Source organism: Caballeronia sp. (assembly GCF_028292365.1).
In the GTDB taxonomy this organism is placed as follows: domain Bacteria; phylum Pseudomonadota; class Gammaproteobacteria; order Burkholderiales; family Burkholderiaceae; genus Caballeronia.
Genome location: NZ_JAQGMM010000311.1, coordinates 22636 through 37470, shown reverse-complemented (window position 1 = coordinate 37470; position 14835 = coordinate 22636). Strand labels below are relative to the sequence as shown.

General features: G+C 59.4%; 14 protein-coding genes, 1 pseudogene and 1 riboswitch. Of the genes and pseudogenes, 7 read left to right on the top strand and 8 right to left on the bottom strand.

Going from position 1 to position 14835, the window contains the following annotated elements:
* Positions 1–176: pseudogene (locus tag JWR14_RS19305) on the top strand (aminotransferase); the annotation flags it as partial.
* Positions 177–250: 74 nt separating this feature from the next.
* Here JWR14_RS19305 and JWR14_RS19300 read toward each other — a convergent pair.
* Complete coding sequence (locus tag JWR14_RS19300) at positions 251–1549, bottom strand: MFS transporter (protein WP_299709911.1); 1299 nt, start codon at positions 1547–1549, stop codon at positions 251–253.
* Between the two features lie 110 nt (positions 1550–1659).
* Between JWR14_RS19300 and JWR14_RS19295 the strand changes: the two genes are divergently transcribed.
* On the top strand, positions 1660–2553 hold the full coding sequence (locus tag JWR14_RS19295; protein ID WP_299709909.1) for a LysR substrate-binding domain-containing protein: 894 nt from the start codon (positions 1660–1662) through the stop codon (positions 2551–2553).
* Between the two features lie 186 nt (positions 2554–2739).
* Here the strand turns inward: JWR14_RS19295 and JWR14_RS19290 are convergent, their stop codons facing one another.
* The 4 genes from JWR14_RS19290 to JWR14_RS19275 form a co-directional block, all read right to left on the bottom strand.
* Entirely contained in the window at positions 2740–3135 is a 396-nt protein-coding gene (locus JWR14_RS19290) for a hypothetical protein (RefSeq protein WP_299709907.1), read from the bottom strand.
* Positions 3136–3499: 364 nt separating this feature from the next.
* On the bottom strand, positions 3500–4717 hold the full coding sequence (locus JWR14_RS19285) for a D-amino acid dehydrogenase (RefSeq protein WP_299709905.1): 1218 nt from the start codon (positions 4715–4717) through the stop codon (positions 3500–3502).
* Positions 4718–4861: 144 nt separating this feature from the next.
* Positions 4862–4958, bottom strand: a riboswitch (glycine riboswitch).
* Between the two features lie 92 nt (positions 4959–5050).
* A complete protein-coding gene (locus tag JWR14_RS19280; RefSeq protein ID WP_299709903.1) occupies positions 5051–5356 on the bottom strand; it encodes a hypothetical protein in 306 nt (101 codons plus the stop codon).
* A 49-nt stretch (positions 5357–5405) separates the two neighbouring features.
* Positions 5406–5717 (bottom strand): hypothetical protein, encoded by a 312-nt coding sequence (locus tag JWR14_RS19275; RefSeq protein WP_299709901.1) that lies wholly within the window; start codon positions 5715–5717, stop codon positions 5406–5408.
* A gap of 148 nt (positions 5718–5865) precedes the next feature.
* On the opposite strand from JWR14_RS19275, the gene JWR14_RS19270 reads away from it, so the two are divergent.
* Entirely contained in the window at positions 5866–6063 is a 198-nt protein-coding gene (locus tag JWR14_RS19270; protein WP_299709899.1) for a hypothetical protein, read from the top strand.
* Between the two features lie 204 nt (positions 6064–6267).
* Here the strand turns inward: JWR14_RS19270 and JWR14_RS19265 are convergent, their stop codons facing one another.
* Entirely contained in the window at positions 6268–7461 is a 1194-nt protein-coding gene (locus tag JWR14_RS19265) for a mechanosensitive ion channel domain-containing protein (RefSeq protein WP_299709898.1), read from the bottom strand.
* A gap of 366 nt (positions 7462–7827) precedes the next feature.
* On the opposite strand from JWR14_RS19265, the gene JWR14_RS19260 reads away from it, so the two are divergent.
* From JWR14_RS19260 to JWR14_RS19250, 3 genes are all read left to right on the top strand, one after another.
* Positions 7828–9117 carry a M20/M25/M40 family metallo-hydrolase gene (locus JWR14_RS19260; protein ID WP_299709897.1) on the top strand — a complete coding sequence of 430 codons (1290 nt, stop codon included), beginning with the start codon at positions 7828–7830 and terminating at the stop codon, positions 9115–9117.
* 75 nt (positions 9118–9192) lie between these two features.
* A complete protein-coding gene (locus JWR14_RS19255; protein ID WP_299709896.1) occupies positions 9193–10503 on the top strand; it encodes an MFS transporter in 1311 nt (436 codons plus the stop codon).
* 62 nt (positions 10504–10565) lie between these two features.
* A complete protein-coding gene (locus tag JWR14_RS19250) occupies positions 10566–11453 on the top strand; it encodes a LysR substrate-binding domain-containing protein (protein ID WP_299709894.1) in 888 nt (295 codons plus the stop codon).
* A gap of 27 nt (positions 11454–11480) precedes the next feature.
* Here the strand turns inward: JWR14_RS19250 and JWR14_RS19245 are convergent, their stop codons facing one another.
* Complete coding sequence (locus JWR14_RS19245; RefSeq protein WP_299709892.1) at positions 11481–12875, bottom strand: sensor histidine kinase; 1395 nt, start codon at positions 12873–12875, stop codon at positions 11481–11483.
* A complete protein-coding gene (locus tag JWR14_RS19240) occupies positions 12875–13564 on the bottom strand; it encodes a response regulator (RefSeq protein WP_299709890.1) in 690 nt (229 codons plus the stop codon). Before JWR14_RS19240 ends, JWR14_RS19245 begins: the two co-directional genes overlap by 1 nt.
* Positions 13565–13778: 214 nt before the next feature.
* Here JWR14_RS19240 and JWR14_RS19235 point away from each other — a divergent pair, with 214 nt between their 5' ends.
* Positions 13779–14822, top strand: coding sequence for an ABC transporter substrate-binding protein (locus tag JWR14_RS19235; RefSeq protein ID WP_299709914.1), 1044 nt, complete (start codon positions 13779–13781; stop codon positions 14820–14822).
* The last annotated feature ends 13 nt before the right edge of the window (positions 14823–14835 follow it).

Genomic DNA, 14835 nt, shown 5'->3' with positions numbered 1-14835 from the left:
TGGCCGCCGACGCCGGTATTGCGATGACGCCGGCAGGCGCTGCGTTCCCTCATGGTCTCGATCCACGGGACCGGCATCTGCGCGTTGCACCGACCTTTCCGTCACTTGATGAAGTGAAGCGGGCGGCACAAGGTATTGCATTGTCCTTGCGTCGCGCGTTCGAAGAACGGGGGTGAGCTTTCTGCAGTCGCGGTTCCTCGCGCCGCCTGACTCATTCAATCCTGTGGACTGGATCTCGCTCGCTATGCCATCACTGCAAATTGGCGAGACCGCTTCTGCAAACCGGCGTATCCCGTCGTGTGCTCGGCACGAGGAATGACAATCCGATGAGGATGACCGAGGCCGCCGATGCCAGCCCGTACACCGGCTGAAACGAACCGAACAGCGCCTTGCACAGTCCTCCCATTACGTTTCCCAACGCGCCGCCCACGCCAAACGCCGCCTCGCAGATTCCGCACACCAATGCCGCCAGGGCGGGCGCGCTCGTCTTACCGACATACGCATGCAACAGACCGAAAATCGGGAAGAATGAAAAGCCGAATGCGACTGCCGCGACCATCAGGGCGTAACCGCCCGGACGCGATGCTGCGATCAGCGACGCGCACAAAAGCAGGACCCCCGCACTGACGAGCGCGGTACGCATGCCATCTCGCTGCGTGCGGCCATTTCGATCAGGACTGCCGTGCATATCGCCGATCATGCCGAGCACCAGTCCGCTCACCACGCCGACCAGCCCGACGAGCGCCCACGCGTGCGCGGTTACATCGAGACCCAGATGCAGGTCGTCGTGCGAATAAGCCGAGAAGTAGGTGATGAACGGGACACCGGCAAAACCGCATAGCACTGCGATGGCGTACACCAGCAGGAATTTTCTGGCGAGCATGGGTCGCAGTTCAAAACGCATGCCTTGCCGTTTGGTTTGGCGCGGAGGCGTGACGCGTGGCTGTGTTGCCGACGCAGGGCTAAACCGTGCAAACATGAGGACCATCACGGCGCTCAACATGGTGGTCAGCACGGCGCTCACGAGCCAGACAGAACGCCAGCCCCACGACGCCAGCAACGCCGGCACCATCAGTCCGTTCAGCAAGACTCCGAAGTTCGTGCCGCTGCCAATGACGCCGATGGCTTTCGCCCGATGGCGCTCATCGATCAACGGCGCGATCAGCGCCATCATGGGAACCCAGGTCGCGGCGGCGCAAGCATTGAGCGTGACCAAGGCGATGCCCATCATCCAGGTGTTTTTGGCGAATGCGAGGCCGGCGAGGTCGAGCGCTGACAGCGCAGTTGCCACGAGCACGACTCTTGCTGCCCCAAAACGGGCGGCGGCGAGACCTGATAGCAGCGCCATCGCGACATTGGCCATTTGCCGTGCGGCCGTGATGTACCCGGCCTGTGCATAGTTAAAGCCGATGTCCTGCTTCATCTGCGGCAGGACGACAGGAAAGAGATAAACGCCGAATCCGTAAGTCGCAGCGATCACGCCGGTCAGCAGCAGCGTGACAGCCAGTTGATTGGCGAAGTCAGGCGAAACGCGAGGCGAAACATCCATGGCAGGCTACCGGAAGAAGTCGTTGGATTTATTCTCGGCGTCCTTGCTTTATGATGGAAATGATTTAATTTACTATCATTGATTAAGCCTCGTCATCATTGATTCCGACCATGAACCTCGATCTTGCCCTCCTGCGCGCGTTTGTTGCTGTCACGGAAGCCGGCGGTTTTACCAAGGCGGCGCGACGGTTGAACCTGACGCAATCTGCGATCAGTCACCAAATACGGCGGCTTGAAGAAGAAGTGGGCCGGCCGCTTTTATACCGGACCACGCGCAGTCTGACCTTGACTGAAGATGGCGAGGATTTCTTGCGGTACGCGATGCAAATCCTCAACGCGATGGACGCGGTCACGCAGCGTTTTCAATCGTCTCCGGCTTCCGGGGTCGTGCGTTTTGGAGCACCCGATATTTTCATGGGAGAGCGGTTGCCTGTTTTGCTTACGCAGTTTTCCCGGGCATTTCCGAATGTGCGACTGGACGTGAGCGTGGGCATGAGTCTCGATTCGCAGGCGATGGTCGCCGCGCACGAGCTGGATCTGGCCGTGGTGCTGTGCGTGCAGGGGGACGCGGATCCGGGCACTGAGGGCATTGTGTTGCGGCGCACGCGGTTCGTCTGGGCGGCGGCCGAATCGTTCGAAGCGCGCGCGGGGGCGTCGCTGCCGCTCGCGTTTTTCCCGGCGCCGTGTGTGAATCGGCGAGTGGCGCTTGAGGCGCTTGATGGCTTGCCGGTGGACTGGCATGTTGCGTTTACATCGTCGAGTCAGTCGGGGATACGTGCTGCCGTGATGGCGGGGCTTGGGATTACTCCGCTGACTCGCGATGACCTGGAGCCGGGGATTGTGGTGGTCGATGGGCAGTATGGGTTGCCGCCCTTGCCGGAAGCGGAATTCAGGCTGCTGTGGGGGAAGGGTGAGCCCACGCTCGCCGCGCAGGAATTCGGCAGGCTTGTGCTTGATGCGCCGGTTGAGCGGCCGCTGCGGGCGAGTGCGACTCAGTTTGCATGAGAGGTTTTGCTCGTGCGGGTGGATGGCTCGAGCTACGTGCCGGGCCGCGTAGGTGTTGATTACGCGACGCAGGGCTGAAGCTTGGGAACGGCGGATTGAGAAAACCCGCCAACGACAATAGCGCTAGCAACGTCGCACAAGCACGCCACGCCCGCAATGTGCAGCGGCGACGATCCTGAAGCCGCTTTACTCGACGTGTGCAACCGCCTTGCAGACCACAACCAACTCGGCCCCGATAGACGGCTCTAAAACAAGCACGGTCAATCTCCGCTCCCGTATCTCAGTTACGAAGTGTGTGGCTCCTGCGTCAGTCATCGCGTGTTCGTGTCCGTCTCGACTACACGCCCAATTGATGTGACTGCGAATTTCATCCGGGTGAAACTCCCGCTCGGAAGAAAGCAACAACCGTGAAGTGACGTTCTGTAAACTCATTTCGCCAAGCTTGAAATGCGTTACTCCATCGCACCGGACGACCGCTAGATCGCCGTTCACAAGCTGAAAATTCAGCACTAGATGTTGCCTGTCTCGGGTGTAGGACAGCCCAACTAGTTCAGCGTCGTGATAGTTCTTCTTCTGGTCCATGTTTAGCTCCCGTTGCTACTGTTACCACGGCAAAAGCGAAAAGCTTCGCCCCTTGTGCAGCACATACCGATAGCCGTTATAGCGTGTTAATTCCGTTGTCATCCGGTGGTGTCTCCGTTGGTTGCAACGGGCCCACGCTAACGCACTTTTCCGCGCGTCCATCTCAATAGACAGATGGGGCGCGCGGTCGTTGATTTACATGGGGTCTGCATCAAGGGCTTTGCCGCAACGTGCCGCTACGCGTAGTGGTGAACGGTGTTAAAGAAATTAGCCAACCTAAGCAAACCACTAACACGGGAAGCAGCAACCCGGGACCAATCCCGACCGCTACCGCCAATCCCGGGCGCGAGCAACAAACCAATTCCTACATCAGCTCAGCAATGCTGTGCGCAGTCGCCGCCGACAGTGTCCATCCCAAGTGCCCATGTCCCGTGTTATAGAACACCCCTCGACGCTTACCGCTTCCGACCTTCGGCAACATGCTTGGCAGCATCGGCCTTAAGCCCGCCCACGGAATCACACGCGACGTCGCCACACCCGGGAAATAGCGCCGCGTCCAATCCACAAGTGGTGCAATCCGGTCCGAGCGAATATCGCGATTGAAGCCATTGATTTCAGCCGTACCCGCTACGCGAAAACGGTCAGCGCCAAGCCGGCTCGTGACAATTTTCGCGCTCTCGTCAAGCAGGCTGACCCACGGCGCACCCTCGCGACTCGCAGCATCATCAAGGCACACGGTGATCGAATAACCCTTCACCGGATAGATATTCACATGGTCGCCGAGCATCGATGCAATCTGCCGGCTTGCCACGCCAGCACACACCACGATGCGGTCGAATTCATACTGTTGCTCATCACCCGCGATGCCGCCCTGCAGCACACGTAATCCGAACGGCCCGTCGCCACGCTGCGCGATATCCGCTATCTGCGTGTCGTAATGAAAGCGTACGCCGCGCCGCTCGCAGACTTCGGCCAGACCGCGCGTGAACTTGTGGATGTCGCCGGTCGAGTCGGAAGGCGTGAAAAATCCACCGTGGAAATCGCCTTGCAACGTAGGCTCGATCGCGCGCATTTCGTCGTTCGTGACCGCGCGCCGATCAAGCCCGCCAGTCTGCAAAAGCTGGTTCACTTTCGCGGCGGTATCGAAGTCCTTCTTCTGCTGATACATATGCAAGATGCCGCGCTGCTCGAGATCGAAGTCGATCCCTTCACGTTCGGCAATCCCAAACAGATGCTCGCGCGCGGCAATGGCAAGGCGCACTGTCTCAACGGTATTGGCCCGGTAGTTCGGGATCTGGCGCAGGAATTCGCCCATCCACGAATACTTGTGCCAACTCGGCGCGGGGTTAAGCAGCAGCGGTGCGTCGCGCGTGAACATCCAGCGCAGGCCCTTAAGCACGGTGGCCATGCTGTTCCAGACCTCGGCGTTGCTGGCGGAAAGCTGGCCGCCGTTGGCGAACGATGTTTCCATCGCCGCGTATCGATGACGCTCGAAAACGGTGATGTCGTGGCCGCGTTCGGAAAGGGCGTAAGCAGTCGTGACGCCGGTGATACCGGCGCCAATGATGGCGATTCGTGACATGACAAGGTCCAGATGAAAGTTGGGCATCGCCGGTGTTGCCGGCGTCTATGCCCCATCTGTCCGTGTACCTGAGAGTTTCAGTCGTGGCGTTGCACGCACGACATCCCCGTCGGTGGACGCATTAAAGCGTCGCTCTCCAGATGTTCCTGCTGCGCGGTCCTTTGGCCTGAGAGTTTCCGGGGCGGTTGCTCCGTCGGCGCCGTCACCTTGTTGCCGTGACAGTCTCTCCCGCGCTAGCGATTAGAACCCCGTCAAGATACCGTCTAAAAATAAGATAGGCAAGGGGGCTATGGGAAACGCCGCCTCTCGCAAAAGTGCAGCGTGGCTTCTGACCTACCAGCGTACCAGCCACTTGGTGCCGCCCGCAGCGCGGCCGAAAATCGCTAGAGCGATGATCAGCAGTAGCGGAGCGAAAAATAGCAGCAAGGACATGGGCCACGACCATTGAAAGCCGTAGTGTGCTCCGACGATGCCCAACGGAACGGTGATGGGTGTGATCCGAAGCCCAAAGACGAAAATGCCGCCGACCAGCGCGCACACCCAGTTCGGCCAGCCAAGCCAGTATTCGAGGCCCGCGAATATGGCTGCGGTTTGCAACAGGCTGTAGACAATCTGTAGAAGAAAAAACAGGATGGTCATGTTGGTCCCCAGATGCGCTGCTCGTGCGATGCGAGCGAATGATCTATTTCTAATTCGATGCTGCTTTGGTTCGGATGGCACCGGGCTCACCCGCCTGAACGAACATGCCATCCATCAGGTCTTGAACGACGCCATCCGCATTCGGGAACTGATGCAACACTGAGTTTTTCCAGTGGCCTGAAGCGATCAGGCCGCCGCTCGGTGCCTTGTAGAAGCGGATATCCATCGATCGCAGATACATGACGATGTCCCAAAACCAGCTATCGGTGTAGGAGACGTTCATGTCGGCCTTGTCGCACGCCGGAGCGATCGAAACGGATACGCCGTGGTTTTCGAGGTTGCGTTGAACGGCGGCATCCATGTCCGCCGACCTGCCGCCATGCGCTGTAAAACAAGCTGTCGTCATGGGCGATAACTTCGCTTGAGGCCCCGGGACAATGCTCTGCGTCGTCGAACAACCGGACAGCACGGCAAGCGCTGCACTTGCAACCAGGAGGGAAAGACCTCTCATGATTTTCCTTTTTATTCTTTTCGGTGGTGTACGCGTTATCGGCAGCGCATCAAATACCTTGAGCGAGCAGTCGCAGCGTAACTTCGCGATCGCAATCATCGCGCCGATTTTTCGCCTGGCTTGGAAGTCGGGGTTAGTGATTTACGCGAATCCATCTCAACAAATCCCTCGCGGCCAGCGCCTGGGTTTTGTCTAAGCTTTCATTTAATACAATTATTTCTTTTTGCTTTCATTCCAATATAAGATGCGCTTCTCTTTATCGATTTTGGGGGCCGCATGAATCCTTTTGCGAAAGCAGTAGCCACTCTGGCCGCCTGCATTGGCGCTTTTACCGTCGTCGTATGTATTGTCGAGGGGCTGGCCGGATAACGGAGCGCGACCGGGTTCTTACCCGGCGCCGCTAGCGCATTTGCCAGACACGCAAATTGAATAGCGGCAAGATGCCATAGACATGGTCGAACATATCCGACTGGATTTGTTCGTACAATTCCCAGCTCGTTTCGTCGATGAACAGGAACACTTCCAGCGGCAGACCATGTTCCGTGGATTGCAACTGGCGAACCACTAGCGGCATGTCTTTTCGGATCGCAGGGTAGTGGCGAAAGTAGTCGGTCAGGTACCGGCGAAACACGCCGAGGTTGGTCAGGCGATGCCCATCGTCGGGCACGGTGAACGGCACCCGAAAGGCGGCGCTCGCCGTCAGTTTGGCGAGCAGTTCGTCGTCGCAAAACCGGATGCTCTCAATGTCCAGGTTAATGGCATGCTTGACCCGCCGCCCACCGGATTCAACCATGCCGCGCCAGTTCTTGACGCTATTGGTCAGCAACACATAGCTTGGCAGCATGACAATGGAATTATCGAAGTTCTGAACCTTGATCGTGTTCAGCGCAATGTCGATGACCGTTCCGTCAGCCACGAATCCGGGTACTTCGATCCAGTCGCCCACGCGCAGCATGTCATACGCGGCCAGTTGAATGCTGGCGACAAAACCTAGCAGCGAATCGCGAAAGATAATGATCAGGAGCGCAGTCATTGCGCTCACGCCGGTGAGGAAATTGGCCGGCGAGCGATGCAATAACAATGACACCGCGGCAATCAGCGCAAGCACGTACAGGAAGATGGCGGCTATCTGAAGAAAGCTCTTGATCGGTCTCTGGGTTGCAAAGGGAAAGTGACTGTAGCGATCTTCAATGCTTTCCAGGAACGCGAATGCGGCCCGCAAGATGGTCACGACCATGAAGCATGCGGACAGCGTCTCCACTGGATCACCCAGCGCGGAAATAATCGGGAAAGTCACGCCGGTGAGCAACGGGGCTGAAAGATAAATGATGATCGCAGGCACCAGCGGCGCCAGCCGGTCAAACACTTTGCGGCGCTCGGCGGCACGCAGCCATTTGCGGCGCTCGCCACGCGCGAGGTGACCGACGATCTTCAACAAGATAAAGCGGGTGATGTAGTAGCAGAGCATGCTGGACAACAGAATCGCCAGGAACAACATGATGACGAGAACGATCGCCACGGGCATGCTGTCGGTGTGGACATAGAAATGACGTCCATCCGGTCCATTCACTACGCTGAACATGTTGTTGAACATAGATCCCCTCAGCGCCGACCAGCCTCTTTGTCCTGAAGATGATCCGGGCCCGCGCGGTACCGGTCATTTCCCCGATCTTGCTATTCAGCCTCGCTACGAAGTCCCGCTACTCAGTCTCGCTACTCAGCCTTACTAAACGTTGCTGCACTGCGACCAATGGGCCTGTCAACGGCATTGTAACGGCCTCCTGATCTTCACAGCGAGGCCATTCGCTCGTTGTCCGGGCGGTACACCGCTTAAGTTTTACTTATACCCAACCCATTATGGTTGATTGGACCGGGCTAATTCGGCTACCGACCATCTAGTCAATGCTGGTTGTTTCACATCAGGGTGAAGCACCCACATTCAACTAGATGGAGACCAGACATGCTAGCCGATGAGGCAATTGCGGGCGATGCTGAAATCGCCCACATGCGCAGCGCCCTTGCGGGCGCCGTCGCACAATCCAGTCACGAGATCATTGCGCTCGCACGCGCCCTGGTGGCCGTTCCCAGCGCCTATCCGCCGGGCGACACCCACGCTATCGCAGACGCGATCGAGGCGATGTTCGAAGGGTTCGACGTCAGCGTCGAACGCTACGGCACGCTCCCGCACGTAATGAACCTCGTGGTCCGCGTTCGCGGCGCGGCTCCGGGGCGACGACTCGTTTTTAACGGGCACCTTGACACGTTCCCACTCGTCAACGCAAAGCAATGGTCTGTTGATTTCAACGGCGAGGAGCGCGACGGAAAGTTATTCGGACTTGGCGTGTCGGACATGAAGAGCGGTCTCGCCGCCATCATCTTCGCCGTGCGCCATCTCTCCCGGCTACGTGAATCGTTCGCAGGCGAGGTGGTCGCCACGTTTGCCGGCGACGAAGAAAGCATGGGCACCGAGGGCAGCGGATACCTTCTCGATCATGTCCCGCACGCAGCCGGCGACGCGATGATCAGCGCCGACACAGGCTCGCCCCACGTGCTGCGATTCGGCGAGAAGGGAATGATCTGGCTGCGCCTGGATGCAACCGGCATGTCTGCCCACGCGGCGCACGTCCACAAGGGCGACAGCGCAATCGAGAAACTGCTGGATGCCATTCAGGAGCTCAAGAGCGTACGCGACTATCCCGTTGCCGCGCCGCCGGAAGTGCTCGCGGCTATCGCTCGCTCAGCCGCCGTGTCCGAGGCAATCTCCGGCGTTGGCGAGAGCGATGTGCTTCGCACTCCAACCATCACATTCGGCACGATCAGCGGTGGCCGGTTATCGAACCTGATTGCGGATCAAGCGACTGCAACGGCCGATATCCGACTTCCAGTCGGCGTATCGGTGGCGCAAATGAAAGCCAGGTTAAGCGCGATCGTCGCTCGTCATCCGGGTGTTTCCTTCGACATCCTTCGTGAATACGAACCGAGCTGGACCGATCCCGATCACGAGGTCATCCAAACACTCAAACGCAACTGCGCAGCGAAGCTCGGCACCGAGCCGGTCGTCAACATGCGCGTGGGTGCGTCCGACGCACGGCTGTATCGAAGGCACGGCGTGCCGACGGTCGTATGCGGCCTGACCTCTTACAACATGGGTGCGGCGGATGAATACGTGCATGTAGACGAGCTGCGGGCGCTAGGCGAAATCTTCGCGCTCACCGCATTTGATTACCTGAATGCGCCGACCCGCGCTTAAGCACAGCCTTCCTCCAAGAAATCGTCAGCGTGCCTGCTGACGCCTCCCGCACCGGAAAAGGAAAACGAAACATCCATGTCCACCGATAACGTTCTAACCTCCGAGCAGCGCAGCAAGTTCCGGCGCATCCTGGCGTCGGCGCTGGTCGGTAATATGCTCGAGTTCTACGACCTGTTTGTGTATGGTTTTTTAGCGGTGGTCATTGCCAGGGTCTTCTTTCCAACCGGCGATGCCTACACGTCGATGCTGGCCGCCGCCGCAACCTTCGGCGTCAGCTATTTCATCCGCCCGCTGGGCGCGATGGTGATCGGCGCTTATAGCGACAAGCGCGGCCGCAAGGCGGGCATGATGCTCACGATCTGGCTCATGGGCGCGGGCACGCTGGTGATCGCGTGTGCCCCGACCTATGCCATGCTCGGGGTTGCCGGAACGTTGATCCTGGTCTTCGGCAAGGTCTTGCAGGGGTTCTCGGCAGGCGGTGAATTCGGCTCGACCGTGTCCTTCGTCACCGAACATGCGCCTGCGCGCATGAAGGGTTATTTCGCCAGCTACCAGGTGGTCGGGATTGGTCTTGCGACTGGTCTGGCTAGCCTCGTGGGACTTGGCACCACTAAACTGATGACGCCCGATTCACTGCTGTCATGGGGTTGGCGCATACCGTTTTTGATCGGGCTGGCGATCGTGCCGTTTGGTTACTGGATTCGTCGCCGGGTCGATGAAACCCCTGAATTCAAGGCGTCCAGCCACGAACGCAATCCAATTCGCAACACGTTCGCAACGGCGAAGATGCGCATCACGGCGGCGATTGGCTTGTACTCGCTAGCGGCATCGACGAATTATTTGCTCGGCGTGTTCATCCCTCTCTATGCACAGAAAGTGCTGGGCATGAGCGCGGCAGATTCGATGTGGGGCGCCATCGGATATTCTGCCGCACAGATCGTCTTGCCGCCGGTCTTCGGCGCGCTCTCGGACAGAGTGGGCCGTCTTCCGCTGATCGCGATCGGTACCTCGCTGACGGCGATCCTGACCATTCCCGCGTTCCATCTGATGGTCGCATCGCCGACGGTAGGAACGTATGTGTTCTGCGTCACAGGATTGACCGCATGCGTGATGGTGTTTCAGGGCGCGATGCCCGCGTTCGTGGCCGAACTCTTTCCGCATGACACGCGCACGACCAGCATCGCGATCGTTCACAACCTGACCTTTGCGGTCTTCGGCGGCTTGTCGCTGATGATCTGCACGTGGATCGCCAACGCGACCGGCAGCAAGTTCATCCCCGCTTATTACGTCATGGTCACGGCGGTGCTTGCGCTGTTGTGTATCCTGTACTTTCGCAAGCGGGCAGTACCCGTTGCGGCGAGTGCGAGCGGGTTGACGAACGCATGAGCAGACGGCGGGCCGCTCGCCCGGGCCGACTGCGAAGTTGAATCCACCGGACTTCCTATTCGATGCGGCTCAGGCATATAGAAGTAGTGAACGCTATCCGCGTGACCGGAACGCTTAAAGCCGCGGCCGCGCTGCTGTCCCTGACGCAACCGGCAATCACGCAAATCCTGCAAAGCGCGGAGCGCCAGTTGGGTTACCCGCTCTTCGACCGGGTTCGCGGCAAGCTGATTCCGACCCGGGAAGCACAGTTGCTGTTCCCCGAGATACTTCGGCTCGACGAACAGCTTCAGGCCGTTCAGCGGCTCGCGCAGAATCTGCGGGGCGGCACCGCCGATTCGTCCATCCGTGTTCTCGCTGCGCCCGCGCTCGCGCAGACCGTGGTGGCCGACGCGGCGCTCGCATTTCAGGCGAAACACCCCGGCGTGAAGCTGTCGATTCGCGCCGATTATTCGGCGACCGCCGTGGCCAGCATCGCGCTCATGGAGGCGGACGTCGGCATCCTGTATCACAGCGTGTCCCACCCGGCCATCAAGGAGATCGAACTGGCTGCCAGCCGGCTTGTATGCGTGGGACATCCTTCCATGTTGCCGGATACGCCGTCCATTGAACTCGATGCGCTGGAGGGCCGCGAGATTGCCGGCCCGGATCCTGCGGACCCGCTGGGAAGGCTGCTCGCCAAGCGTCTGGAGGAGCTGTCAGTGACCGTGAATGTGACCATCACCGCGCAGTCGTATCACTCGCTGGTTGCGTTGGCGGCGCGCTCGAAGCTGATCACCATAGTGGATGAAATCGCGGCGCTTTCGGCTCGCGCGCAAGGGTTGCGGGTCGTGCCGCTGGCGCCGTTGATCTCGATTCCGGTTGTGGCAAGCATTGCGATCAATGGCGAACGGTCAGCGCTCGTCGAACAATTTGTCGAGACGTGCCGGGAGATGCTGGGTTCGCTGAAATAGTTTCTATGGCGGGCAGACTGACTTGCTTTAAAGCACCTTCGATGGAAACCGGACGCTGACCACCAGTCCGCCGCCGGGTGCATCGCCAAGGGCAATCTGCGCATGATGTACCCGCGCGATCTCGCGTACGATCGCGAGTCCCAGTCCGCTTCCTTCCACGTAGTATTCCGTCTGGCTGCGGTAGAAACGCTCGAACACCGCATCGCGTTCATGCGGTGCAATGCCGGGACCATTGTCGATAACCTGCAGCAACGAGTCTTCTTCCATGCGTGCTACGCGGACCGTGATGATGGAACTGTCGCCGGCATAACGAACGGCGTTATCGATCAGATTGCCGCACAGCTCCGCCAGCAATTCCCGATTCCCCATGACCTCGGCGTCCGCCTCATGCTCGAAACCGAGATCGATATCGCGTGCCCTCGCCACGGGCGACCAGTCGAGCGTCACGCTTCGCGCGAGCTTGTCGAGGCGCAGCGGCATAAGCAAACCGGCGTCGCTGCTGTCGTTGTCGAGGCGTGATAGCGACAGGAGTTGCTGCACGCCCTTTGCCGCTTGCCTGACGGCGCCGTTCAGACGCGTCAGATGCACGCGCGCGGGCTCGTTCAGCGTTTCGCGCAGCGCGAGTTCCGACTCGGCCTGGATGATGGCGAGCGGTGTCTTGAGTTGATGCGCGGCGTCCGTGAAAAAGCGCCGCCGCGATTCCTGCATGCGTCGTAACCGCCCGATGTATTGATTGATGGACTCCACCAGCGGCTCGACTTCATTCGGCAGGCCCGCTTTATCGAGCGGAGTGGGGTCGTCTTCAGTGCGTGCTGCGACCTTGGCCGAGAGCAGGTTCAGCGGCCTTAGTCCGCGTCCCACACCGAGCCAGACGATTGCCAGCGCCAGCACGACCAGGAGACATTCCTGCAGCAGCGAACCCCTCAGGATCTGACGAGCAAGCGCCTGGCGCGGCTCGATTGTTTCTCCTACCATGATCCACACCACGCGCGTCTGGGCGCCCGGCACGTCGTGTACCGGCAGGCGCAGCACGCCCATGCGTAATTCTTCGCCGCGAAAGCTGGCGTCGTAGAAACTCGTTTGATAAGACTCGGGAGTGGCTCGCGGCGGCGGCATCGGCAAGTCAGGGTAACCCGTCACCGCGGGGCCACTTTCTTCGCGGATCAGGTAATAGATCTTGCCACCCGCATTCGATTCGAACATCTCCAGCGCGAGATACGGCAGATCCACTTCCACCGTGCCATTGACCAGACGCGTGCCTTCGCGGATCGACTTAAGCGAGTACTCAAGCGAGCGGTCGAACGCGACGTGCGCGGCGCTCATCGCACGTTGATACGTCAGCCATGCATCGAGCGCGAGCAGGGCAAGCAGCGGCAGCAGCAGCCATAGCGCGACTTGCCGCCGAAGATTCGGCTTCTTCATCAGACGCCGGCCGCAACAGGTTCTTGTCTGGCTTCCAGCAAATACCCCAGGCCGCGCAGCGTAACGATCGCAACGCCACTGCGTTCGAGTTTCTTTCTTAGCCGGTACACGTAGATCTCTATCGCATCCGGATTCACGGATTCATCGATACCGAAGATCTTCTCCGACAGCGTTTCCTTATTGATCGCGCGGCCGTTGCGCAGGATCAGCACCTCCAGCACCGCGCGCTCGCGTGGCGTCAACGCAAGCTGCTCGCCGTCAAGACGAAAGCTGTGATCGACGCTGTCGTATTCGAGCGGCCCGCAAGCGGTTTTAGTTTGCTCATGGCCGTGGCTGCGCCGGATCAGTGCTCGGGCCCGCGCTTCGAGTTCGCTCAGTTCGAACGGCTTCGCGAGGTAGTCATCGGCGCCCAGATCAAGCCCCTTCACCCGATCTTCCACCGACCCGTGCGCGGTCAGGATCATCACTGGCACGGCATTACGGCGTTGCCGCAGGCGTCGCAGCACTTCGAGCCCGTCGAGTTTTGGCAGCCCGAGATCGAGGATCACGAGCGCGTAGTCCTGCGTGCGCAAAACGTGGTCGGCAGCCTCGCCGTCATGCATGCAATCGACGGCAAATCGCGCTTGAGAGAGCGCGTCGGCCAGCGACCTGGCGAGGGTGGGATTGTCTTCAACGAGGAGTACGCGCATGAGAGGAATCAGGGAAATCCATGAGGCCGAAACAGGGGTTCGCGGCCATTTCGATAAGAAATGAAAGCAGGCTGAAAGTACCAGTAACTTACTATGCGCCAACTCGAGTATGACAAATGTACAACAAGCAATTCTGGAGGAAGACATGAAAAAAGACATGAAAAATTTGAACCACAAGCTGCGCTTGCCAGCGACCCTGGCGTTGCTTTTTACGATGCAGGCGGCGTATGCGCTGGTGCCCGAGGGTTATCCCGGGGGCTATCAGTCGGTGATCGACGGCGCGAAGAAGGAAGGCAAGCTGCTGGTTTACTCCGTCACGGATACCGCGCTCGTGCGGCCCCTGATCAAGGACTTCGAGTCGATGTACGGCATCAAGGTCGAATACAACGACATGAACAGCACGGAGCTCTACAACCGCTTTATCAGCGAAAACGCCGCGAACAGCACGAGCGCGGACGTGCTGTGGAGTTCGGCCATGGACCTGCAGGTCAAGCTCGTCAACGACGGCATGATGGCAAGCTACGAGTCACCTGAAGCTTCACATGTACCGCAGTGGGCGCAGTACCAGAAGCAGGCCTACGGCACGACCTACGAGCCGCTCGCGATCGTCTACAACAAGCGCCTGGTGCCGGCAAACGAAGTGCCCCAGACGCGCTCGGACCTGATCAAGCTGCTCACCACGCATGCCGATAAATTCAGGGGCAAGGTCACCACCTACGACATCGAGAAGTCGGGTGTCGGCTTCAATTATCTGACGCAGGACGCACGGGTAAATCCTCAAGTCACATGGCAACTGGTCGAAGCCATGGGCGCGCTGAATCCCAAGCTGCAGTCGAGCACGGGCGCGATGATGGAACGCATTTCGTCCGGTGAAAACCTGATTGGCTACAACATCCTGGGCTCGTACGCGTTTGCGAAGGCAAAGAAGGATCCGTCGATCGGATATGTCTATCCGAAGGATTACACGCAGGTGGTGAGCCGCCTGGTGACGATCTCGAAGAAGGCTAAAAATCCCGACGCGGCCAAGCTCTGGGTGGACTACCTGTTGTCCAGACGCGGCCAGACGCTGCTGGCGAACCAGGCCAACCTGTTCTCCATTCGCGCCGACGTGGATGGCGAAACCTCCATGGCAGGACTCACCCGGCAACTGGGCGATTCCCTCAAGCCGATCCCTATCGGCGCGGGTCTGCTGGTCTATCTCGACCAGTCCAAGCGCCTCGAATTCCTGAGGCAGTGGCAACAGGCTATCAAGCGCTAGGCCCGCCGTCCGC